This window comes from Halorubrum persicum, assembly GCF_002727125.1.
In the GTDB taxonomy this organism is placed as follows: domain Archaea; phylum Halobacteriota; class Halobacteria; order Halobacteriales; family Haloferacaceae; genus Halorubrum; species Halorubrum persicum.
Genome location: NZ_NHOA01000156.1, coordinates 17,746 through 40,343 on the forward strand (window position 1 = coordinate 17,746; position 22,598 = coordinate 40,343).

Here is a 22,598-nt window from a genome sequence, read left to right on the forward strand (position 1 = left end):
GTCTCTCAGCGCCTGAGGCCGCGTCCCTGGGCCTTCAGGAACTCGACGAGGTAGCCGAGGCCGTCGCGGGCGTCGCGGCTCCGGAGCTCGCGGAGGAGGCCGAGGACCCCGACGCGTTCGGAGCTGCGCTGCGCCTCGCCGACGGCGCCGAGGAGGTTGTTCAGCCCCTCCGCGGTGTCCTCGTCGATCTCGAGGGCCGAGAGCGTGTTCGCGAGATCGACGAGCTCCTCGAGTTGGCCGCCGCGCTGCAGTTCGAGCACCAGGTCCAACGCCTCGACGATCTCGGTCCCGTTGTCTTCGAGCGTCGTCGACAGCTCCTCGACCTCCGCCGCGGAGAGCGACTCGGTGAACGCCGTCGCGATGGCCACGAGGTCGTCGAGGTGTCCCTCCCGCTGGAGGACGAGAACAGTGTCCAGCGACGCGGACAGCTCCTCGGCGTTGTCGCCGAGGTCGGTCGCGAGCGTCGCCGCTCCGTCGGTCGAGAGGCCGTCAGCGGCCGCCACGAGGTTGGCGGCCGAAGCGGTGACGTGCTCGAGCTCGTCCTCGTCGGCGCTCGCCGCGATCAGGACGGCCGTCGAGAGGACGTCTTGGAGTTCGTCGGTGCTGTCGACGGCCTCCGCGAGCGCCTCGCCGTGCGTGGAGAGCGCCTCCTGTAACGCGGCGTCGCCCTCGCCGTTCGTCTCCCGCTTCGTCGACCCGTGCGTCGCCGTCTCGGGGTAGCTCTCGGTCGGTTTCGCCATCTCAGTCGTCACCCCCGGCGGCGGCGTCGGCGGCCGTAACGGCTTCCGGATCGCCCTCGTCCGGAGCGATCCGAACCGCGGACACCTTGAACTCCGGCGTCGCGGCGGCGGGATCGAGGTGTTCCTCGTCCGTGAGGCGGTTGACGGCGCTCTCGGCGAAGTGGATCGGGATGAAGACGCTCTCGGGGCCGACCCGATCCGTCACCTGCGCGGAGACGACGATCTCACCGCGGCGCGAGGTGACGCGAACCATGTCGCCGCTTTCGATCCCGTAGTTTGCGGCGGTGTCGGGGTTGATCTCGATGAAGTCGCTCGGCGTGTACTGCATGATCCCCTCCTCGCGGTGCGTCATCGTGCCGGTGTGGTACTGGTAGAGGACGCGCCCGGTCGTGAGCGTGAACGGGTACTCCTCGTCCGGGGTCTCCGCCGGTTCGCTGTAGCCGACGGCCTGGAGGTGGGCCTTGCCGTCGTCGGTGTTGAACGCGTCCGCGTAGAGCCGTTCGGTTCCGGGATGGTCCTCGTCCCAGCAGGGCCACTGGAGCCCGCCCTCCGACTCGACGCGGTCGTGGGTCACCCCGCCGTACAGCGGCGTCAGCGAGTTCACCTCCTCCATGATCTCGGCGGTCGAGTCGTACGACCACTCCCGTCCCATGCGGTTCGCGAGGGCTTGGAGGATCTCCCAGTCGGGCTGGGAGTCGCCCTTCGGCTCCATCACCTCGTTGACCATCTGTACCGTGCGGTCCGTGTTCGTGAACGTCCCCGTCTTCTCGACGAACGAACACGCGGGAAGCACCACGTCGGCGTACTGCGCGGTCTCGTTGACGAACAGGTCCTGGACGACGAGGAACTCCAACTCTTCGAGGATGTCCTCGGCGTGGTTGACGCCGGGTTCGGAGAGCGCGGCGTTCTCGCCGATGATGTACATCCCCCTGAGGTCGTCGTCGTCGGCCGCGAGGAACATCTGGGTCGTGTAGTAGCCGTACTCCGGCGAGATCTCGCACTCCCACGCCTCCTCGAACTTCGCGCGTATCTCGTCGTCGGCGATGTCCTGGTAGCCGGGGAAGTTGTCCGGCAGCGGCCCCATATCACCGCCGCCGCCCTGCACGTTGTTCTGGCCGCGGAACGGCGAGACGCCCGTCCCCGGCTTCCCGAGGTTGCCGGTGACCGCGGCGAGGTTGGCCATCGCCATCACGTTCTCCGTCCCGTGGGAGTGTTCGGTGAGCCCGAGCGTCCAGCCGAACACGCAGCGATCGGCGTCGGCGATCGTTTCGGCGGCGGAGACGATCTCCTCGTGCGGAACGCCGGTGACCTCCTCGACGCGTTCGGGGGTGAACTCCTGGACCGCCTCTCTCACCGCCTCGAACCCGGTCGTCCGCTCCTCGACGAACGCCTCGTCGTACAGGTCGTTGTTGACGATGTGGCGCGTGATCGCGTTGATCCAGACCGCGTCGTATCCCGGGTTCACCCGGGTGTACTGGGTCGCGTACTCCGCGATCTGGACCTCGCGGGGATCGAAGACGAGGAGGTCGGCCCCGTCTCGAACGTTCTGTTTGATCCGCGTCGCGAGCACCGGGTGCGCCTCCGTCGTGTTCGACCCCGTGAGGAGGACGCAGTCGGCGATCTCGAGGTCGTCGGTGCTTATCGAGGCGGCGCCGTAGCCGTACGTCTTCGCGAGCCCGGCGACCGTCGAGGAGTGGCACAGCCGGTTGCAGTTGTCGACGCTGTTGGTGCCGAGCACCTGTCTGGCGAACTTCCCCATCAGGTAGTTCTCCTCGTTGGTCGCCTTCGAGGAGGCGATCACGGACAGGGCCTCGCCGCCGTGCTCCTCCTGTATCGACCCGAGCCCCTCGACGACGCGAGAGAGCGCCTCGTCCCACGTCGCCTCGCGGAACTCGCCGCGCTCGTCCCGCACGAGCGGCGTCGTCAGGCGGTCGTCGGAGTTGACGAAGTCGTACCCGAACTTCCCCTTGACGCAGGTGGAGATGCCGTTGACCGGCGCGTCCTCGGCTTCGGTGGGTCGCGCGGCCAGGATCTCCTCGCCGTCCGAGTAGAGATCGAACCGACACCCCACCGCGCAGTAGCCGCAGGTCGTGTCGGCGACGTTCAGCTCCTCCAACCGCTTGTCGCCGATCGACTGGGCGATCTCGAACAGCTTGCCCTCCGACAGCGTCTCCGCGGCGACGCCCTCGGCGACGTGCTCGACGTTCTGGAGGGCCTGCCGTTTCGCCGCTTGCATGTACCCCGCGACGCCGTCCATCTCGTCGTCGCTCACGGCCACTCACCCCCTCGTTCGGCGGCGTCTCCCCAGTCGCCGGATGCTCGGTCGGACTCCGCCGTCTCTCCGCCGCCCGTCGCCGCTCCGCCCCCACCGTCGGTCCGCGAGCGGTCGCCCCCCGACGCGTCTCCCCGCTTTTTGGCCGTCATCGGGCCCTTCGTCTTCCCGGTGTTCTCGTACGACTTGCCGACGCTGTTCTTCTGCGTGAACCCCGGCAGCGGGATCGTCGTCGCGTCCTCGATCCCCTTCTCGACGAGCGACCCGGTCGGACAGACGGTCGCGCAGTGCCCGCAGGAGACGCAGGTGGAGTCCTCCATCGTCTCGGCGTCGCTCTGGAAGCCGATCCGGGTGTCGCTCCCGGACCCCTCCAGCCGAAGCACCCCCTCGACCTGGACGTCGTTGCACGCCTCGACGCACCGGTTACAGAGGATACACTTGTTGCGGTCGATCTGGATGAACGACGACGAGTCGTCGATCGGCTCGTACTCGTCGCGATCGTCGAGCACGCCGTAGCGCGGCTCCTCGACCTCCGCGTCGATGGCGGCGTCTTGGAGCTCACAGCGACCGTTCTTGCCGCAGGTCGTACACCGGAGGTTGTGGTTCGAGAGGACCAGGTCGAGGTTCACGTCCCGCGCCTGCGAGGCGTCGGCGGCGCCCGTTTGGACCGTCATCCCGTCCTCTACCGGGAAGCTACAGGCGGGGACGACGCCGTGGTCGTCGGTCTCGACCATGCAGGTCCGACACTCGCTGCGGGGACCGATTCCCTCTCGACCGTAGTGACACAGCGCCGGGACGTTCTCGTCGGTCTCGATCCGCTCGATGGCGTCGATCAGCGTCTCACCGACGCCGACCGTCACCGTCGTCCCGTCGACGGTCACCGTCGCCGGCGCGTCGCGTTCGACCGGCGGATCGGACGCGGTTCCCGGGGCGATCTCCTCCGTCAGGGGCGGTGCGTCAGCCGTTTCCTGTCGTTGTGAACTCATGGTATCAGGCCTCCAGTGGCTCGAGACAGCTCCCGGCCGGGCACCGGCCGTCGGCGTGCGCCTCGAACTCGTCTCCGAACGCCGAGAGGGCGGTCCGGGCCGGCCGCCCGGCCTGCACGCCGAACGCACAGATGCTCGATGACGTCATCACCTCGATCAGCTCGTCGATCGCGTCCGGGTCGTACCCCCCGTCGTACACCTCCCGGAGGAGTCCGGCGAGCTGCGTCGTCCCCTCCCGACAGGGAACGCAACGACCGCAGTTCTCCTCCGCGGCGAGCTGCGTCCGCTGCCCGACGAATTCGACGACGCACCGGTCGGCGGACAGCACGCGAACGACCCCGTCCGAACCCAACTGCGCGGCGCCCAGTTCGGCCGGGGCGACGCCCACCGACAGGTCGTCCGTGACACCGCCGAACTGCCCGCCGACCGAGACCGCCTTGAGCTCGCCGGCGACGGCGGCCGCGTCGACGACGGTCTCCAGCGTTTCGGTTTCCGGGACCTCGACGGTCGCCGGGTGGTCCACGTCTCCCGTGACCGACAGCGCTCGAGTCTCCGGGGGCGCTCCCTCTCGAAGCGCGACGGAGAGCTGCGCGAGCGTTCGCGGGGTGTGAACCACGGTCGGTCGGCCGTGGAGGCCGACCGCGTCGAGATCGGGCGGGCGGATCCGGGCTTCCAGCCGGTGGTTCCCCTCGATGGCTTCGATCGCCATCGACGGCTCGGCCGCCCGGTACGTCGCGGGCCCGGTCACGACGTCGACCGGGACCGAGGGGGCCGGGTAGTTCGCCGCCGCCTCCCGCGCCGTCTGGACGGCGCGCTCGTCGTCGCTCGACGCGTACACGATGACCTCTTCGGCACCGAGCGACCCCGCCAGTCCGGCGGCGCCGTCCAACACCTCGAGCGGCGCGCTTTCGAGCAACAGCGCGTCCGCCGGGTTCCCGTGGGCGTTCACCACGACGGCCGGATCACCGTCACCCTCGCGCACGTCTCGCCACGGCTCCGCGAGCGGGGCATCCTGCCGGAGATCTCCCCACCCTCGGCCGTCGAGTTCCGCCCCGACCTCCATCACGGTCTCCGGGTCCGGATCGGTGAACCCCCCCGCCGCCTCGTGATCGTCGGGATCGGTCGGTCGCCGCCAGCCGCAGGCGCCGAGCGCGTCGCGAACGCCGGTTCGCAGTCCCGGGAGGTCCGGCGTCGGCAACCGGGACCGCCCCGGCTCGTGGTCGCGGACGTCGTCCGGATCGCCGGCGGTGACATCGCCGGCGTCGCCGACGCGCGTGGCGATCTCGTCGATCCGATCGGTCGGACACCGGGCGTGAAACGCGGTTCGGCCACCGAGCGTCACCATGACGAGTGGTTCGACTGCCGGTACCCCGGTGGGTCCGACTAACGCGACCGCGCTGTCGGCCCCCGAAACCGACTCAGGAAGGCGACTCGGACCAGCGACCCGGAGCACTGGACCGTCGTCTGCGGTGAGTAGTGTCATTTGATACCGTCTGTCAGGACACTTAACCCGCAATATCATAAATGACCGGGGTGAATACGCGGAGTTAACCGGAATCAGTTACACTATTACGGTGGCTGTCTGCGTATTCGCGAGCGCGAGCGAGACGGAGATGCCGTCTCTTTCGCAGCGTGCCCCGTGTTGTACGGAGCCTGGGTCCGACCGGTTCCACCCAGTTCAGCGTTCGAGGGCGATACCCTACACCCATACGTTGATGGTCTGAGACGCGTCACTACTCACGCACTCGCGGCACCGCGTTGCGCATCCGATCATGAACGCTACAAACCCAGCGACCGGCGAAGTCGTGGCAACGTACGACGAACACACGGACGAGGAGGTGGCGGACGCGCTCGACGCTGCTGCCAGCGAATTCGCGTCGTGGGCCGAGCGCCCGATCCGGGAGCGAGCGGAGCTGATGGCCGACGCCGCCGACGTCCTCCGCGATAACAACCGACGGTACGCCGAGATCATGACCGAGGAGATGGGGAAACCCATCTCGCAGGCGCTGGGCGAAGTCGAGAAGTGCGCGTGGGTCTGCGACCACTACGCGACGCACGCGAGCAGCTATCTCACCTCGGACGGCCACCCCAGTCCCCCGGGAACAACCGTTCGGACCGAGTACGAGCCGATCGGCCCGGTGCTCGCGGTCATGCCGTGGAACTTTCCCCTCTGGCAGGTGTTCAGGTTCGCGGCACCGAACCTCACCGCGGGCAACGTCGGGCTGCTGAAACACGCCTCGAACGTGCCCGGCTGCGCGCTGGCCATCGAGGAGGTGTTCGAGGAGGCCGGCTTCCCCGACGGCGCGTTCCAGACGCTCCTGGTCGGGTCCGAGAGGGTCGACGACGTGCTCGACGACGACCGAGTGCGCGCGGCGACGCTCACCGGCAGCGGGCCCGCCGGTCGGTCGGTCGCCGCGAAGGCCGGTGAGAACCTCCAGAAAACCGTCCTCGAGCTGGGCGGCAGCGACCCGTTCATCGTCTTGGACGATGCCGACGTCGAGGACGCCGCGGAGACGGGGGCATGGGCCCGGAGCATGAACGGCGGCCAGTCCTGCATCGCCGCGAAGCGGTTCGTCGTCCACGACGCCGTGTACGACGAGTTCCTCGAGGCGTTGCTGGCGGAACTGCGCGATCTCACTGTCGGTGACCCGCTGCGCGAAGAGACGGACATCGGTCCGCAGGCGCAGCGCCACTTGATGGAGGAGCTCCACGGGCAGGTCGAGGCGAGCGTCGACGCCGGCGCGACGATCGAGCTGGGCGGCGAGCCGCTCGAGCGCGACGGCTCGTTCTATCCGCCGACCGTTCTGACGGACGTGCCCGACGGCTGTCCGGCGGACGACGAAGAGCTGTTCGGCCCGGTCGCCGCCGTGTTCCGCGCCGAAGACGAGGCGGAAGCGGTCCGGATCGCCAACGATACTCGGTTCGGGCTCGGGGCGAGCATCTGGACCGAGGACCGCGACCGGGGTGCCGCGGTCGCCTCCCAGATCGACGCCGGCTGCGTCTACATCAACCAGTTCGTCAAATCCGACCCCCGGGTGCCGTTCGGCGGCGTCAAAGACTCCGGCTACGGCCGAGAGCTCTCGGAGGCGGGGATCAAGGAGTTCGTCAACGAGAAGACCGTCTGGGTGGAGTAACCCGTCACCCCGGAGCAGTTGGTCGGTCGCGGCGGAATCGGTCTCATTGGCGTGTCCGCGTGATGAGGACCGCTGACCCGACTGCGACCGTGTTCAGCCCGACCAGTACCAGAAAGGCGCCCTCGTAGCCGCCCGTGGCGTCGCGGATGGAGCCGGTGACGACCGGCAACACCAGCGCGACGAGGTTGCCGATCGCGATGACCATCGCGAGCGCGCTGCCTTCGCTGGCGGTCGCGTCCGCGGCGACGTTGTAGATCGCGCCGAACGGAAGCGACACCGCCAGCATGACGAGGAGCGGCAGTACGACGCGGAGCGGCCCCGCGGGCGCCGCGGCGAGCGTGCCGAACCCGAGCACGGCGACCGCCGACGCGCCGGCGATGATCTTCGGATCGGTCACCGGAAACCTGACGACGACGCTCCCGCCGGAGGCTCGGCCGAGGGTCGCGACGCCGAGCACGAGTGCGTTTAACGGGCCGAAGACGCCGAGGTCCTCGAAGTACGAGGTGATGAACGCCGAGAGCGTCAGGTACGACCCGATGGCGGCCACGTAGCAGAGCGACGCGAGGATGACGACCGGATTCGTCAGCACCGACCCGCCGGCGGTTTCGGACGCCGACTCTGACGGACCCGTCAGTCGGTCGTGCCGGTTGCGGTAGAGTGCGCCCACCGCGGGCACCGCGATGAGGGTACCGAGTGCGTGGATACCGATCCCCCCGGTCGCCGTGACGAGCCGCGGCGTGATCAGGAAGCCGAACGCCCCACCGAGGGTCAACATCCCACCGTACACGCCCTGCTGGCGGCTCGCGGCGTCGCCGCTGTAGAGGCGCGCGATGTGCGTGGCGCCGACGCTGAGCACCAGCCCGGCGGCGATCCCCCACAGGAACCGGAGCGCGAGCACCGTCGGAAACGTCGGGGCGAAGTCCACGGTCGACGCGAGCCCCGCCTGGGCGACCGTCGCGACGATCAACAGCCGGGTCGTCGTGGTCCGCTCGACGAGTCTGCTCGCCGGCCACTGCGCGAGGACGAGCGGAAGCAGGATCGCCGAGAGCATGAGGCCGAACGACGTGTAGCCGATGTCGTACTGGCTCAAGTAGAAGTCCGGGACGCCGGCGTATCCGAACATCACGTACCCCATGCTTACGATCGCGAGGTGGGGCGCGACCCGCAGGCCGAGCGGGGGGGTGGTGTGACTCATTCATCGGATCGTCCACCGTTGTTCACTGAGTCAGTGTCCCTCCCGGTAATCTTGTCACCCACTGCGTCGCCGTACGCGGCTCGGGCGTGCTCGCTCGAGCACTCGTATGAACACGCATGAATCCCGTATAGTGCCGGACGAGGTCGGAACACCTCACTCTGTCCGCGTCTCGACCGTTCAGTGAGATCATCGATCGCCTCGTTCGCATCCTCATCAAGCGAGACAATCACACGATCAATCGCCATCTGCTACCGCCATCACCTAGGGCGTCAATAGTCAACGGCCCCCACAGACGCGTGGGACGGGTGAATAAAACGAGACGACCTCGTCGCAACCCTCGGTCGCCGACGGTTCGTCGAGAGCCGCGCCGGTCGCGGCGCGAACCGCTCGGAGACGCGGGGCCGAATTGCGGGTCGATCGCGACAGCGGCGGCACGCAGTCGACTCGTCGCAGCGTCAGCCAAGAAGAGAGCGTCAGCTTTCGGCGGCGGGGGCCGCAGTCTCGGACTGGTCGTACGTGGCCTCGAACTCGTGGATGAGCTGTCCCATCTTCGCGTACCAGTCGTTGAGCAGCCGCTGCATGTCATCGGCGATCTTGGAGGGGTCCGTCGGGGAGTAGACGTGGTAGTAGCCGCCCTGGTCGTAGTTGATCTGGTTTTTCTCGATGAACCCGGTCTGCAGCAGCCGCTGCACGGCACGGTAGGCGGTCGAGCGTTCGCGATCGACGGCCTCGGCGATTTCGTCGACGGTCAGCGGTTCTTCGGCCTCGACGAGGGCTCGGAAACACTCCTTGTCGAGCTCCGTGAGACCGTGGAAGCACCCCAACAGTCCGTCACACGTCATATCCCGATGGAGTTGTTCAGACATCGAATCAGGCATTGGTATCGCTGTCTCGTAGGCGTTGGGCGGTTAAAAGACTTTGTACGGTTCGCACAATTCTGCACAGAGCCTCGCTGAGCAGACGGACGACGCACGCGCAGTCATCCGCCTATTAACACGACAAAACCAGTCAGACGACGAACACGCGACCCGAACGGAGTACCGCGGTTCAGTCCGCCATCGCAGTCCCCTGACGTTGCGTCTTACGGAGCGACGTGACCGTCGTGTAGAGGATTGCGAAGGCGACGACGACTGCCGCACCGATGACGAGCACCAGTCCGAGCAGTTCGAGAGCCGGGCTGCCGATGTAGGAGCCGATCTCGCCGATGCCCACTGCAACAGCGCCGATCAACAGCATCCCGCCGAAGTAGATCTTAATTCCGTCGGAGTCGACGACGGCGGTCGCGGCGGACCCGATACGCGCACCGAGTGCGCTCCCGAACAGCAGCGGGGCGACGATCCCGAGATCGACGCCGCCGCCCTGGCCGTAGAGGTAACTCCCGAGACCACCGGAGAAGACGATCTCGAAGAGGTCAGTCCCGACGGCGACGGGCACCGGGACGCCGATGGCGTAGATCATCGCCGGCATCCGGATGAAGCCGCCACCGACGCCGAGGAAGCCGGACAGGAGGCCGGTCGCGAAGGCGACGGCCGTAATGACCCACGCGGAGACGCGGACGTCGCCGCGGAGCGTCACCATCGGCGGAATCCGAACGGTCTGCTGAATCTTCTTCGCGATCTCGGGGATTTCGTACTCGTCGAGGTCTTTGTCGGCCGCCTCGTGGTCGACCCCGCCCCCGCCGTCACCCTTCATGGCGTCACGGGTCACCATCGCACCGACGCCGCCGAGCAGAACCACGTAGGCGACGCTGATGATGCCGCCGGCGAGTCCCAGCGACTCGAGGTAGTAGACGCTCGCGCGCCCGGCCTCGATGCCGATGGTCGTCCCCGTGATCATGATTACGCCGAGCTTGTAGTCGACCTGCCCGAGGTCGTGGTGTTTCAGGGTCGCGATGACGGCCGTCCCGAAGACGAACGCCATCCCGCTACCGACCGCGACGGGCGCCGGGTAGTCCAGCATCAGCAGGGCGGGAGTGACGAGGAACGATCCCCCCATGCCGAAGAACCCGAACAGGACCCCGACCACGAGGCCGAACCCGACGAACAGCCCCAACATCTCGGGGCTCGTTCCCAGGATCCCGGCCCAGTCGAGAACGCTATTGAGCATTCGATTCACCTCCGATGAGGAGCTTCATGATGTAGGGCTGAAAGAGCCGTTCGAAGCCACCGTACCCCACGTACAGCACGACCGCTTCGAGGAGGATCGCCCCGATGAGCAAGGCCGTCTCGGGGTCCCAAGTCGGTATCTCTAATCCTGCCATCGATTCTCACTCCGATTACCGAACGCGGAAATTCGCTGTTGGCACATTTCTACTCAGTACCCTCTACCTGCTTCGTGCCTATAACGGTTTTGGGCTTACTGTACAATACTATATCCGGGTAACTTCCGCCGGAGTACCGATAACTTACAGAGAACATACGGCACCCTCGCGTGCGATCGACTCATAAACCGGTGATGGCCGAGAGATCGGCTCCAATTCTGTACACTGCTTCCCGGAGTAACCACGGAGTTGCGCACAATGTGGTTGTGGTTAGAGAAGGGACAGCCGCGACAGAGTGGTCAGAAGAGGATCGAGCCGGCAGCGTACGCGAGCGAAAACGAGAGGAGGAACGATCCCGCCCACGCCCCGACCGTCAGGAGGAGCTTTCGCGCGTCCACCGCCTCGCGGCCGCCGACCGCGGCGCCGCTCCCGATGATGGCGCTGACGACGATCTCGTTGAACGAGACCGGGACGCCCAACAGGACGGCCAGCTGCGCGATCAGGAACGACGGGACGAGCGCCGAGATCGAGCGTCGCGGCCCGAGCGACGAGTAATCTTGGGCGAGCGATTTGATCATCCGCGGCGCACCCGTCCACGACCCGACGAGCATCCCCAGGCCGCCGCCAACGAGGACGGCGAACGTCGAGACCATCTCCACGTCGTCGAGCAGCGGCAGCAGCGGCCCGATGGCGAGACCGACCTGGCTTCCGCCCGCGGAGAACGCGACGAGCGACCCGAGCGCGAGCAGCACGCGCCGCAGGCCGCCGGCTTCGTCGCGCCGGATGTCCCGCCAGACGACCACCGCGATGGCCAGCGCCGCGAGGGCCGTCACGCCGACTGCCGACGCGACACCGTCGACCCCCAGCGTCCGCTGTCCGAGTCCGCGGATGGTCCCCGACGTGCCGCCCGCCCCGAGGAAGCTGAACTGGACGTTCACGAGGACGGCTCCGACGAGGCCGGCGAGAAACGGAATGCTGTACCGTTCGGGGACGTCGGGACGCGGAAGCAGGCTCGCGATGGTGAACGCGATGCCACCCCCGACGAAGGGGGTGAGCACCCAGACGGCGGCGATCTGCCGGTATTTCGGCCAGACCGGCGTCCCACCGAGCGCGAGGCCGACGCCGATGACGGCCCCGGTAACGGTGAACGCCGTCGCGATCGGGTAGCCGGTCGTGATCCCGACCGCCATCAACCCCGCACCCAACACGAGCACGAGGATGACGCCGGTAACGGGCAGGCTGATACCGCCGACGAGGCCGCTGCCGATGGCTTCCGAGACGTTCCCGCCCTGCGTGACGGCGCCGGCGAAGCCGAAAATGCCGACGAAAAATGCGGCCCGCATGGTCGCGATGGCGTTGGCGCCGACGGCGGGCGCAAACGGGGTGGCCCCGCTCGACCCGGCGCCGATGACCCACGCCATAAACAGGCTGGCGAGCGCTGCACCGATGAAGAGGGCGACGAGAGCGGGGTCCATGGCGGGTCGTTAGTCCGCGCCCGTCGCGCTACTGTTGCGCACCTGGCTCCGGCTTCGCCAGTACCCCTGCGCGTAGGCGCCGAGGAACATCCCGGCGAGCGCCCAGAGGATGGTGACGTTACCGACGCCGAGGCTCGCGTACGCCGCGCCCGGGCAGATGCCCGAGAGCCCCCAACCGACGCCGAAGACGGCGCCGCCGATGAGGACGTTCCGATCGAACGGCTTCAGGCGGCGCTCGTAGCGGTCGCCCGTGAGCGGCGCGGCGTCCCGGATGCGAGGCAGCAGCGTGAACGCGATCCCGGAGACGATGGCGGCGCCGAACATCACGAACGGGAGGCCGAGGTCCTCGAACGTGAGGAAGTTCAACACGACCTCCGGGCGCGCCATGTGGCTGAACCCGAGCCCGAACCCGAACACCAGGCCGCCGACGAACACCAGCGGCTTGAACAGCGGATGACGGTCCGTCACGGGCTCACCCCCAGCGCGGCGACGACCTGTGCGGTTCCGATAGCGACCGCCAGGAACGTTACCACCCCGACGAGCGATGTCTTCGACGCCGAGCCGACGCCGCAGACGCCGTGGCCGGAGGTGCAGCCCTTCCCGACCCGGGTCCCGATGCCGACCAGGATCCCGCCGAAGAACAGCCGCCACGGCTGCACGTCGGTCATCCACAGGGTCACGCCGGCGACCTCGTAGAGCTGGCCGGTCGTTCCGGGCTCGTACAGCGAGCTCGTGACCAGGCCGGACTGGAACGTCGCGGCGAACGCCAGGCCGCCGAGGATGATGCCGACCGTGAAGACGACCCGCCAGTCCCGGGAGGCGACGTACCGCCGGAACCGCGGTTGGTCGGAGACGTACGACAGCGTCGACTCCAGGAACGTGCTCGCCCCGGCCGGGATGCCCGTGCCGGCGTATATCAGGACGGTCCCGAGGCCGACGAGCAGGCCGCCGACGGCGTAGCGACTGATCCCGTTCGGGAAGAAGTCGGCGACCGCCTGGAGCAGTACTGGGTCAGCAACCATCGGCGTCGTTAGTCACCCGCGAGGGAGTTCTGGCTGGCGGCGCAGTTGTTCGGCCCGAGCTCCAGCGTGAACGCCTCTTGGTCATCGACGGCGTTCTGACCGAGGTTGGTCGCGATGATCTTCTCGTAGTTGGCCGGCCGGGGCGGCATGTCGGACAGGATGAGGTCGACGAAGTCGTCCTCGTCCATCGTGAGTGCGTCCATCTCCTCGACGATCTCGCCGATCGGCGCCGTGTAGGTGCCGTCGGCGGCGGGCTCGGCCGCGTCGCTGAAGTGCGCGCCGCCGATCAGGGTGTCGTCCGGGAGCGTCAGGACGCGCTCCTGCAGGGATTCGTACAGCATGCGGGCAGCGTCGGGGGCGCCGTCGTCGCCCTCTTCGAGGTCGGGACGCGCGACGCTCTCGACGAACAGCCCGTCGCCGGTGGCCAACAGGCCGTCGTCGACGAGGTACGAGGTCATCCCGGTCGTGTGACCGGGCGTGTAGACGGTCTCGATGGTGGCGTCGCCGACTTCGAAGGTGTCGCCGTCAGCGGCGGTCGTCAGCTGGTCGGCGTAGGTGACGCCGCGGTCGACGGCGGCGTCGGGAATGACGCCCTCGACGCCTTCGTCGGCGAGGTCGCGCACCCCCGAGATGTGGTCGGCGTGGATGTGCGTGTCGAGCGCGTACTCGAGCTCGACGCCGAGCTCCGCGGCGTCGTCGAGGTAGCGGTCGGTGAACGCGCGCAGGGGGTCGATGACGGCGGCCGTCTCGTCGTCGTAGACGAGGTAGCCGAGGCAGCCCGAGGACGGGCGCTGGTACTGCAGCAGCGTGCCGGCGCCGTCGTAGCGTTCGACTTCGACGGCCTCGTAGATGCTCGCCCAGCCGTTCATTCCATCTTCGAGGTGGTTCACGTCGTAGCCGCGTTCGGCGAGCGTGCCCGCGACGTACTCGCTCGCGCCGCCCTTCGCGCACAGGACGGTCACCTCGCGGTCGTCCGGGATCTGTTCGAGGACGCTCTCGTCGATGTCGTCTTCGAGGAACTCGAAGTACGGGACGTTGATCGACGTCACGTTTGCGGCGTCGATGCGCCACTCCTCGTAATCGGATTGCATGCGCGCGTCGAGAATCGAGATCTCCTCGCCGGCGTCGATACGGTCCTTCAGCGTTTCCGGGTCGACAGAGTCCACGTCGACATCCGGAGTCGGGAAGTCGTCGGCGTTCATGTTGTGCAATCATCCCTACTGGGTGGACGTACAAAAGCATTCGCATAGTAATTCCTATTCTAGGCAATACTGTCGCCAATGTCGCCTGCGCTATTACCGCCCAAACCCGTAAAATGAAGTCATTAGGGCCAGATGACGGGATACGCGCGTGAGTAGTTGTTTGTAGTTTCTACAAGAATCGACAATCTTTTACTTAGCCAGGGGGTATTGTGTGATAGCTCCAATACAGACTACCGGAGCAGATTACCAATGAGTGCTGAATTCGACATCACGGAGACGCTCGACGTCACAGGTGCATCGTGTCCCATGCCAGTTGTCAAGACGAAGTCCGCCATCGACGACCTCGCCGAGGGCGCGGTCCTCGAAGTGGTGGCGACCGATCCGGGAAGCATGAGCGACATCGACGGCTGGGCGTCTGGAACTGACGGCGTCGAACTCCTCGATCAGGAGGAAGGCGACGACGTGTACAAACACTACGTCCGGAAGACGGAGTAACGATGAGTACGGACACCCCCGGCGGGTCGGCTGACGACGCGCCCTCGCGTGCGGAGCTAGCCGCGCGCGTCGACGAGCTCGAGGACGCGCTCGCCGAGGCGACCGACGGGGACGATACCAAGAAGATGAGCATCATCGCGACGAAGGGGACGCTGGACATGGCGTACCCCCCGCTCATCCTCGCCAGCACCGCCGCCGCGTTCGGCTACGAGGTGACCGTCTTCCACACGTTCTGGGGGCTGGACATCCTGCACGAGGAGCGTTCGAAGAACCTCAAACTGAGCTCCGTCGGCAACCCCAACATGCCGGTGCCGAACGCCGTCGCCGCGCTGCCCGGTATGGACCGCGTGACGACGATGATGATGGAGCGAAAGATCGACGACAACGACACGGCCACCATCGAGGAGCTCATCGAAACCAGCCTCGACATGGGCGTGGAGTTCCAGGCCTGTCAGATGACCATCGATCTAATGGGCTACGACGAGGACAACTTCTATGACGGCGTCACCACCGGCGTCGGCGCCGCCACCGCCCTCCAGGACATGGCGGAAGCCGACATCCAACTGCTCGTGTGACGCACACTCGGAGTTGGAGTTGTTAACTCGACGCGCCGGGGGTCGAGAGTACCAGCGTCACCGCACGGACCCGAGGCGGGTTCGTGAGCGCAACACCCGGCACGAAAACACCGCCGACGGGGCGCGAAACGGCAGTCGTTCGCTATTCTGCGCGGCCATCGGTACGTTCCCGCCCGATCGCGCCCGCGATCGCCAGCAGGAAGCCGAGCCCGTACTGGACATCCGAATCGCGGAGCTCCCGCACCAATCCGACGGGACCGACCCGTTCAGTGGGCTCTCGCTCCGCTTCGCCGACGCTCGCCAGCAGCGTCTCGATGCCGTCACGCGTGTCGTCGTCGGACGCCGTCTGCGCGACCTCGCCGAGCGCAGCGCCGGTGCCGGCCAGCGACGCGACCATCTCGTCGTCGAGCGCCGCGGTCCCCAGCGACGCGACCCCCGCGAGATCGGCCAGCTCGTCGAGCGCCCCGCTCTGCTGGAGGCGGATCAGCGTCTCTATCGCCTCCCGCAGATCGTCGCCGTTCTCCCCGATCGTCTCGGCTAATTCCGCGGTTTCGTCGGTCGCCAGCCCGTCCGCGGACTCCGCGAGTGTCGATCCGGTGGCCGAGAGCTCGCGGACCATCTCGTCGGTGAGCGCGCTCTCACCCAGCGAGAGCACCCCCAGCAGTTCGTTGACGGCGTCGAGGTGCTCCACGAACTCGGCGACCGCCTCGGGGTTCTGCTCGATCGCCTCCTCGAGGTCGGTCGCTTCGGACTGCTGCGTATCGGACATGGTCAGAGTAACCCCCGCGCGGTGAGCCAGTAGGACTCGTTGTACGCCAGTTTGGACCAGTGGAGCTTCTCCGAGGGCGGCGCCGGCGACGGCGGGTTCTCGTAATCGAACTCGACGAACGAGGCGGCGTCCATTCCGGTCTCGATGAAGCACAGCGTCTTGCCGTCGTAGGTCGCGGTCGGCGGACGACCGCGGATCTCGCTGGCGAGGCGCTGGCCGACGACGCCGGCCTGGTAGTGCGCGACGCTGCCCGCGTTCGGGACGCCGGTGTCGGCGGTGTCACCGAGCGCGTACACGTGCTCGGCGGCCTCGGCCTCGAGCGTGTGCTTGTCGACGTCGACCCAGCCGTCGTCGCCGAGTCCGACCGACTCGACCAGGTCGACGCCGCCGTGCGGCGGAATCCCGACGAGGAGGTCGAAGTCGAGTTCGGTCCCCTCCATCGACGTGATGGTCTCCGCCTCGGGGTCGACCGCGTCCGCGTTGAAGAACGTCTCCACCTGGATGTCGCGCTCCTCCATGATGGGGCGCGCCCACTCCGCGATGTGGGGGTTGCCGTGGACCCGCTGGATCGGGTACGTGTAGGTGATGTCGACATCCTCGCGGAGCCCGCGCTCGCGGAACCAGTCGTCGGCCATGAAGACGAACTCGAGTGGCGCCGCCGGACACATGTGGGGAGAGCCGATGACGCTCAACACCAGTTCGCCCTCCGTGAACGTCAGCAGTTCGTCGCGGAGGGCGGTGGCGCCCGACTCGCTGTAGTAGTCGTGCCCGCCCTCCGCGAGGCCCGGAATTTGGTCGGGCTCCAGCGTCGATCCGGTCGCCAACACGAGGTAGTCGTAGTCGACCGACGGGGTGCGACCCTCGAACTGGAGCCGCTGGGACTCGGTGTCGATGTCGGACACGCGGTCGATCGTCAGGTCGATCGCGTCGTCGACCAGCTCGTCGAGCGCGCGACGACCGTCTGCCGGTTCGCGCTGCCCGAACGGCACGTACAGCCAGACCGGCTTGTAGACGTGATCGGGGTCGTCGTTGACCAGCGTCACGCGAACGTCGCCGGCGTCGAGTTCCGGTTCGAGCCGGTTCGCGAGGTTATTCGCGAGGACGGTTCCCCCGGTCCCACCGCCGACAATGACGACGTGGTCGGTCATGCTTTCTCCACGTAGAACGCGGTGTAGTCGTCAAGCTCTTCGACGGCCACCAGCTCGTTGCCCGCTTCCTCGACCCATTCGGGCACGTCGGTGTGCGACTGGTCGGTGTCGCTCAGGAGCCTGACCACGTCACCGGAGTCAACACTCCGAACCTTTCCGATGAGGTCCATCAGCGGTCCGGGGCAGGCCGCGCCTCTGGCATCGACGGTCTCGTCGGGTTCAATGGTAGTCATAGATGTCTCACAGTGGTAGTTGACGGCGGACCCTATTAGTATTGTGTGGTAATTCCACTATTCCAAAATCCGATCCGACAAGAGAGGGTTATCGCCCGGACACGCTCGGAGAGTAGCGGTCGGACGCGCTCGGAGGAGCCGTGGCTCGTATCACCCGAGAACGCCCCCGCGAGGGTACGTTTTCATCGAACGAAGCAGGAGGGAGTCACTCGGACTGGATCCACCCGAGCGTCTCCCCGATCGCGAACGCGTCGTCCTCTCCCACGACGATCTCGTCGAGCGTCCCCGCCGCGGGCGCTTGGATGTCGACGCTCACCTTCTCGACCTGGATCTCACAGAGGGTGTCGCCCGCCTCGACCGAGCGCCCCTCGCGGGCGAACCAGTCGACGAGGATCCCCTCGTCCTCGTCGACGTCCGCCTCCCAGTCGCCGGTCGCACGGACCGCGACCCGCACTCCGGAGCCGCCGTCGGCCGCGCGCTGTCGGTCCGGCATCACTCTGACGCGACCGCCCGCACGCGCGCTTCGATGTCGTCGGCGTCCGGGATCACCTCGTTCTCCATCGGTCGGGCGTACGGGATCGGAACGTCCGGGACGGCGACCCGCTCGACGGCATCGAGCGCCCCGAGGTCGCGGTCGGCGACCCTCGCGATCACTTCGCCGGTGACGCCGAACGAGCGGTAATCCTCGTCGACGACGACGAGCCGGCCCGTCTTCCGAACCGATTCGAGTATCGTGTCGGTGTCGAGCGGCACCAGCGTCCGGAGATCGACGACCTCCACGTCGATCCCCTCTGCCGCGAGCGATTCGGCCGCGGCGAGCGCCCGGTGGACGTGGAGTCCGAGCGTGACCACGGTGACGTCGGCGCCCTCTCGTTTGATGTCCGCCGACCCGAAGGGGATCGTGTAGTCCGTCTCCGGGACCGGCGTCTTCGGACCCGAGGGCGCCGGCATCCACCCGATCCCCATCAGCCGCTTGTGGAACAGGTACATCACCGGATCGTCGTCCCGTATCGCGTTGTGCATCAACCCCTTCGCGTCGTATGCGGTCGACGGCACGACGAGCTTCAGCCCGGGGATATGTGCGAACGTCCCGTACAGGGTCTGTGAGTGTTGGGCGGCGTCGTTGTACGTCCCGCCGACCGCGGCGGTGAGCACGAGCGGCACGTTCACGTTGCCGCCGCTCATGTACGTGTTCTTCGCGAGCTGGTTGTAGATCTGGTCCATCGCGACGCCGAAGAAGTCCGCGAACATCAGCTCCGCGATGGGACGCATCCCCTCCTGTGCGGCGCCGACCGCCGCCCCGAGATACGCGGTCTCGCTGATCGGTACGTCCATGATCCGATCGCGACCGAACTCGTCGAGTAACCCCTGCGTGCTGTCGAAGATGCCGCCGTAGTCGGCGACGTCCTCGCCCATGTAGAAGACCTCCTCGTCCTCGCGCATCTCGTGGGCGATCGATTCGACCATCGCCCGACTCATCGTCAGCTCGCGGTCGATGACCTCGTCCGTCTCACTCATCGGCGTTCACCTCCGCGAGCTCGAACTCCGGTTCCTCCGTCGTCACGCCCGATGGCGGGTTCACGAAGACGTCGTCGTACGCGTCGTCGGGGTCGGGGTGCGGCTGCTCTTTCGCCCACGCGATCGCCTCGTCGACCCGCGATTCCGCCTCGTCGCGGATCGCGTCGAGCTCGTCGTCGTCGACGCCGTGATCTCGCAGCTCCGCTTCGAGCCTGTCGATCGAGTCGCGGGCGAGCGCCGCCTCCTCATCGGCGTCGGACCGATACGTCTGCGGGTCGCCCATGAAGTGTCCCATCCGGCGGTGGACCTGCACTTCCAACAGCGTGGGGCCGTTCCGGTCCCGCGCACGGCCGATCGCCTCTCCGGCGGCCTCGTAGACGGCGATGGCGTCGTCTTGGTCGACGCGAATCCCCGGCATGTCGAATCCGGCGGCCCTGTCAGATCCGTCTTCCACGTCGGTGACGCGCTCCTTGGGCATGCTGATCGCCCAGTCGTTGTCCTCGACGACGAAGACGACGGGGAGGTCGTGAACGCTCGCGAAGTTCAGCGACTCGAGGAACGCCCCTTGGTCGATCGCTCCCTCGCCGAGGAACGCGACGGCGACGGCGTCCTCGTTCCGCTTTGTCGCCGCCAGCGCCGCCCCCGCCGCCGGCGGACACCCCTCGGCGATGATCCCGCTACACGCGAAGCTCACGTCGGGATCGAACAGATGCATGTGACCGCCCTTCCCCTTCCCGAGGCCCGTCTTCCGGCCGAAGATCTCGGCGGACATCCGCTTCAGATCGACGCCCTTCGCGATGGCGACGTGGTGGGGGCGATGCGGTGCCGTTACGGTGTCGTCCGCCCGGAGGTGATGACAGACGCCCACGGCGGCCGCTTCTTGGCCCGCCGCGAGGTGGAGCTCGCCGGGGATCGGCCCCGCGGAGATGTCGAACGCCGGCTGTTTGCCCTCGAGGTACTCCTCTTGGAGCCGCTCCTCGTAGTACCGCGCCGTGAGCATATCTGCGTACAGTTCACATAACTTGTCTTGTGATACCATGCCACAGTAATGTACACGGTTAATAATATTAGTCTGTTTGGGGTAAACTCGATACACCCACTCAGCGGTGCGTGTCGGACGCCGCCGCGGGTCAGTCGGCAGCGTCCGGCGCCCCGGACGATTCGCTCGGCCCGCCCCCGAGCGTCGCCGGCAGCGCACCGTCGTACCCCTCCGGAACGTACGGACACAGGGGGTCGCTCTCCAGCGGGTCCCCCGTCGCCGCGAACGCCCGCGACCGGCTCCCGCCGCAGACCTGCCGGAACTCGCAGGCGCCGCACTTCCCCTTCAGCCGGTCCGGATCGCGGAGCGACTCGAAGAGGTCGGTGTTCCGGTAGAGGTCGACGATCGACCGATCGCGGACGTTCCCGGCGGACTCCGGGAGGAACCCCGACGGGTACGCCTCGCCGGTGTGGCTCACGAACGCGAACCCGCATCCGGCGGTGATCCCGCCGCGCCGCCGGATCGCGCTCTGGTCGCCGTCGGCCTGCAGCCCGACGCGACGGTAGAAGGGCGCTTCCGTCGTCTTGACGCCGAACGGTTCCGCCTCGGCGACGCCGTGGAGCCACTCCATCACGTCCTCGGCCCGCTCGGGCGGGATGGGGTCGAGGATCCGCCCCCGACCGACGGGGACGAGGAAGAACACGCTCCAGAGGACGGCGCCGAGGTCCCGCACGCGGTCGCGGATCGCCGGGAGCTCGGCGACCGTCTCCGCGCAGACGGTCGTGTTGACCTGCAGCGGCAGTCCCGCCTCGGACGCTGCCTCCGCGGCTTCCAGCGTGCTCTCGAAGCTCTCCTCGCCACGGAACCGGTCGTGGCGCTCCCGCGTCGCCCCGTCGAGGCTGAGCGCCATCCGCCGGACGCCCGCGTCGGCGAGGGCCTCGACCCGGTCGGGCGTCAGCGACCGCGTTCCGCTGGGGGTGATCGTCATGCGGAGCCCCCGGTCGTCCCCGTACGAGACCAGCTCCAACAGGTCGTCTCTGGCGAGCGGGTCGCCGCCGGAGAGCACGACGAGCTGCCCCTCCCCGAACGCCGCCGCGTCGTCGAGGAGCCGCTTCCCCTCCGCGGTCGACAGCTCGTCGGGGTGTCGCGCCGGCTTCGCGTCGGCGCGGCAGTGACGGCAGGCGAGCCCGCACGCCTGCGTCACCTCCCAGATGAGCACCAGCGGCCGCCGGTCAGTGTCGAGGTCGTCGAACATCGGCTCGGTCGACGCTTTCCGCCCGACCCCTATGGACGCTGTCCCGAACGTGTTCACGGTCGGAGGGACAGAGCCCGTTCGCGACCGAGAGCGTCAAGACGGACGAGGAGTCGGCCGGCGAGGGGGGCGACGACGAGGGCCCCGCTGGCGACGGCCCCCGGGAGCGATGCCGCCACACCCCGCGAGAAGGAGGAGGGGTGGGACCGCTCGTCGCGCCTCAGCGATGAAGCTGTTGACGCCCCGCGTCGACGACCCGAGCAGCGCCGACCGTCCGTGTCGGGTGGTCGGGCCTCGGCGGGAGGCGGTGCGGCTATCGGTCGGCGGTCTCGTCAACCGAACCCCCGTCCGCGTCCGGCTCGCCGGCCGAAAGCGCCGCGCGCGCCTCCGCGACCGTCTCGTCGACGCGCTCCCACGCGACGGGGGGCTCGATGGCCGACAGCTCCGCCTCGAGCGCGTCGAGCCGGTCGTCGAATCGGTCGTCCCGACCCGGACGGTCAGCGAGCGCCTCGGCGGTCGCCGCCGCCTCGTCGTCGAGGGCGTCGATCCGCTCCGCGACGCCGTCCGGGAACGAGTGCCCCTGGCGGTCCGCCCACGTGCGGAGGTCGGCCGCCTCCACCCGGAGGTCGTCGACGACGAGGTCGAGGACGCGCGCCTGGACGGCCGCTTCGAACCACCGCTCCGGGTCGGGGTCGTCCGCGTCGCGAAGCGCATCGACGGTCCCGGTGACCTCCGCGACGGACTCCTCGGCGGCCTCCACGTCGTCGAGGAGTCCGTCGTGGCGCCGGTTCGCGGAGCCGAGCCACGCCTCGAACGCCTCGAGGTCGGTTTCGAGGTCGTGGGCCACCCGGACGATCTGCTGTGCGTCCGTCGTGATCTCGTGGAGGGCGACCGCGGCCCGGTACACCGCCAGCGGGGAGTCGAAGTCGCCTCTCGCGTCCCCCAGCTCTTCGGCGAGCCCGTCGACGCCCGCTCTGAGGTCGCTGAGTCGCCCGTCGAACCCACGGCGGCGGGCGTCGACGACGGCGAGGTCCGGGGCGGCGGCGGCGGCCCCCGTCGCCTTCTCGTGTGCGCGCGTCGCGAGGTCGACCCGCGTCTCGGCGGTGGCGAGGATCTGGGACACGTCGGTGACGGTCGATTCGATCGCCGCGGAAGTGACGGTGCCGTCGTCGGTGAACGGGTCGAGCCGCCGACGGATCGACTCCGGCTCCTCGTCCGTCCGGTCGGCCACATCGTCGACCAGCTCGTCGAGCGGGGTCTCCGCGAGCGCGGTCTCACTCATGGCTCGACGTATTTCACACGACGGTGTATACCTTCCGTCAGATCTGATCGTTTGTAAACAG

23 protein-coding genes are annotated in these 22,598 nt (G+C 67.8%); 3 read left to right on the forward strand and 20 right to left on the reverse strand.

The window, feature by feature from the left end; genetic code table 11:
• Positions 1–5: 5 nt before the first annotated feature.
• The 4 genes from DJ69_RS17165 to DJ69_RS17180 are packed head-to-tail and all read right to left on the reverse strand — an operon-like array spanning position 6 to position 5,481.
• Positions 6–740 carry a DUF1641 domain-containing protein gene (locus DJ69_RS17165; RefSeq protein ID WP_099256845.1) on the reverse strand — a complete coding sequence of 245 codons (735 nt, stop codon included), beginning with the start codon at positions 738–740 and terminating at the stop codon, positions 6–8.
• Between the two features lies 1 nt (position 741).
• Entirely contained in the window at positions 742–2,976 is a 2,235-nt protein-coding gene (gene fdhF / locus DJ69_RS17170) for a formate dehydrogenase subunit alpha (RefSeq protein ID WP_180271873.1), read from the reverse strand.
• A gap of 32 nt (positions 2,977–3,008) precedes the next feature.
• Positions 3,009–3,998, reverse strand: a complete 990-nt coding sequence (locus DJ69_RS19265; RefSeq protein WP_218962336.1) for a 2Fe-2S iron-sulfur cluster-binding protein — start codon at positions 3,996–3,998, stop codon at positions 3,009–3,011.
• A 4-nt stretch (positions 3,999–4,002) separates the two neighbouring features.
• Positions 4,003–5,481 carry an NADH-ubiquinone oxidoreductase-F iron-sulfur binding region domain-containing protein gene (locus DJ69_RS17180; protein ID WP_099256789.1) on the reverse strand — a complete coding sequence of 493 codons (1,479 nt, stop codon included), beginning with the start codon at positions 5,479–5,481 and terminating at the stop codon, positions 4,003–4,005.
• Positions 5,482–5,770: 289 nt separating this feature from the next.
• On the opposite strand from DJ69_RS17180, the gene DJ69_RS17185 reads away from it, so the two are divergent.
• On the forward strand, positions 5,771–7,132 hold the full coding sequence (locus DJ69_RS17185; RefSeq protein ID WP_099256790.1) for an NAD-dependent succinate-semialdehyde dehydrogenase: 1,362 nt from the start codon (positions 5,771–5,773) through the stop codon (positions 7,130–7,132).
• 43 nt (positions 7,133–7,175) lie between these two features.
• Here DJ69_RS17185 and DJ69_RS17190 read toward each other — a convergent pair whose 3' ends face one another.
• The 8 genes from DJ69_RS17190 to DJ69_RS17225 form a co-directional block, all read right to left on the reverse strand.
• Entirely contained in the window at positions 7,176–8,327 is a 1,152-nt protein-coding gene (locus DJ69_RS17190; RefSeq protein ID WP_245851755.1) for an MFS transporter, read from the reverse strand.
• A gap of 473 nt (positions 8,328–8,800) precedes the next feature.
• Entirely contained in the window at positions 8,801–9,205 is a 405-nt protein-coding gene (locus DJ69_RS17200) for a helix-turn-helix domain-containing protein (protein WP_099256792.1), read from the reverse strand.
• 169 nt (positions 9,206–9,374) lie between these two features.
• Complete coding sequence (locus DJ69_RS17205) at positions 9,375–10,433, reverse strand: sulfite exporter TauE/SafE family protein (RefSeq protein ID WP_099256793.1); 1,059 nt, start codon at positions 10,431–10,433, stop codon at positions 9,375–9,377.
• Complete coding sequence (locus DJ69_RS18615; protein WP_180271869.1) at positions 10,423–10,587, reverse strand: DUF7512 family protein; 165 nt, start codon at positions 10,585–10,587, stop codon at positions 10,423–10,425. The genes DJ69_RS17205 and DJ69_RS18615 overlap by 11 nt, the downstream gene beginning before the upstream one ends.
• 299 nt (positions 10,588–10,886) lie before the next feature.
• Entirely contained in the window at positions 10,887–12,062 is a 1,176-nt protein-coding gene (locus tag DJ69_RS17210) for an inorganic phosphate transporter (protein ID WP_099256794.1), read from the reverse strand.
• A 9-nt stretch (positions 12,063–12,071) separates the two neighbouring features.
• Positions 12,072–12,530, reverse strand: a complete 459-nt coding sequence (locus tag DJ69_RS17215; RefSeq protein ID WP_099256795.1) for a YeeE/YedE family protein — start codon at positions 12,528–12,530, stop codon at positions 12,072–12,074.
• Entirely contained in the window at positions 12,527–13,084 is a 558-nt protein-coding gene (locus DJ69_RS17220) for a YeeE/YedE family protein (protein WP_099256796.1), read from the reverse strand. Before DJ69_RS17220 ends, DJ69_RS17215 begins: the two co-directional genes overlap by 4 nt.
• An 8-nt stretch (positions 13,085–13,092) precedes the next feature.
• Positions 13,093–14,286 carry an MBL fold metallo-hydrolase gene (locus DJ69_RS17225; RefSeq protein ID WP_099256797.1) on the reverse strand — a complete coding sequence of 398 codons (1,194 nt, stop codon included), beginning with the start codon at positions 14,284–14,286 and terminating at the stop codon, positions 13,093–13,095.
• A 249-nt stretch (positions 14,287–14,535) separates the two neighbouring features.
• Here DJ69_RS17225 and DJ69_RS17230 point away from each other — a divergent pair, with 249 nt between their 5' ends.
• Together DJ69_RS17230 and DJ69_RS17235 are read left to right on the forward strand one after the other, a co-directional pair.
• Positions 14,536–14,781, forward strand: a complete 246-nt coding sequence (locus tag DJ69_RS17230) for a sulfurtransferase TusA family protein (RefSeq protein WP_099256798.1) — start codon at positions 14,536–14,538, stop codon at positions 14,779–14,781.
• 2 nt (positions 14,782–14,783) lie between these two features.
• Entirely contained in the window at positions 14,784–15,356 is a 573-nt protein-coding gene (locus DJ69_RS17235) for a DsrE/DsrF/DrsH-like family protein (RefSeq protein WP_099256799.1), read from the forward strand.
• Positions 15,357–15,498: 142 nt separating this feature from the next.
• Here the strand turns inward: DJ69_RS17235 and DJ69_RS17240 are convergent, their stop codons facing one another.
• The 8 genes from DJ69_RS17240 to DJ69_RS17275 form a co-directional block, all read right to left on the reverse strand.
• Positions 15,499–16,125, reverse strand: coding sequence for a DUF1641 domain-containing protein (locus tag DJ69_RS17240; RefSeq protein WP_099256800.1), 627 nt, complete (start codon positions 16,123–16,125; stop codon positions 15,499–15,501).
• A gap of 2 nt (positions 16,126–16,127) precedes the next feature.
• The gene (locus DJ69_RS17245; RefSeq protein WP_099256801.1) at positions 16,128–17,273 is read right to left on the reverse strand and encodes an NAD(P)/FAD-dependent oxidoreductase; all 1,146 of its coding nucleotides are present in this window, start codon (positions 17,271–17,273) and stop codon (positions 16,128–16,130) included.
• Entirely contained in the window at positions 17,270–17,506 is a 237-nt protein-coding gene (locus tag DJ69_RS17250) for a sulfurtransferase TusA family protein (RefSeq protein ID WP_099256802.1), read from the reverse strand. Before DJ69_RS17250 ends, DJ69_RS17245 begins: the two co-directional genes overlap by 4 nt.
• Before the next feature lie 205 nt (positions 17,507–17,711).
• Positions 17,712–17,999 carry a lipoyl domain-containing protein gene (locus DJ69_RS17255; RefSeq protein WP_099256803.1) on the reverse strand — a complete coding sequence of 96 codons (288 nt, stop codon included), beginning with the start codon at positions 17,997–17,999 and terminating at the stop codon, positions 17,712–17,714.
• On the reverse strand, positions 17,999–19,024 hold the full coding sequence (locus DJ69_RS17260) for an alpha-ketoacid dehydrogenase subunit beta (RefSeq protein WP_099256804.1): 1,026 nt from the start codon (positions 19,022–19,024) through the stop codon (positions 17,999–18,001). Before DJ69_RS17260 ends, DJ69_RS17255 begins: the two co-directional genes overlap by 1 nt.
• Positions 19,017–20,063, reverse strand: coding sequence for a thiamine pyrophosphate-dependent dehydrogenase E1 component subunit alpha (locus DJ69_RS17265; RefSeq protein WP_180271870.1), 1,047 nt, complete (start codon positions 20,061–20,063; stop codon positions 19,017–19,019). Before DJ69_RS17265 ends, DJ69_RS17260 begins: the two co-directional genes overlap by 8 nt.
• Before the next feature lie 91 nt (positions 20,064–20,154).
• The gene (locus DJ69_RS17270) at positions 20,155–21,258 is read right to left on the reverse strand and encodes a radical SAM protein (RefSeq protein WP_099256805.1); all 1,104 of its coding nucleotides are present in this window, start codon (positions 21,256–21,258) and stop codon (positions 20,155–20,157) included.
• Between the two features lie 310 nt (positions 21,259–21,568).
• A complete protein-coding gene (locus DJ69_RS17275; RefSeq protein WP_099256806.1) occupies positions 21,569–22,537 on the reverse strand; it encodes a halo transducer protein in 969 nt (322 codons plus the stop codon).
• Positions 22,538–22,598: the final 61 nt, after the last annotated feature.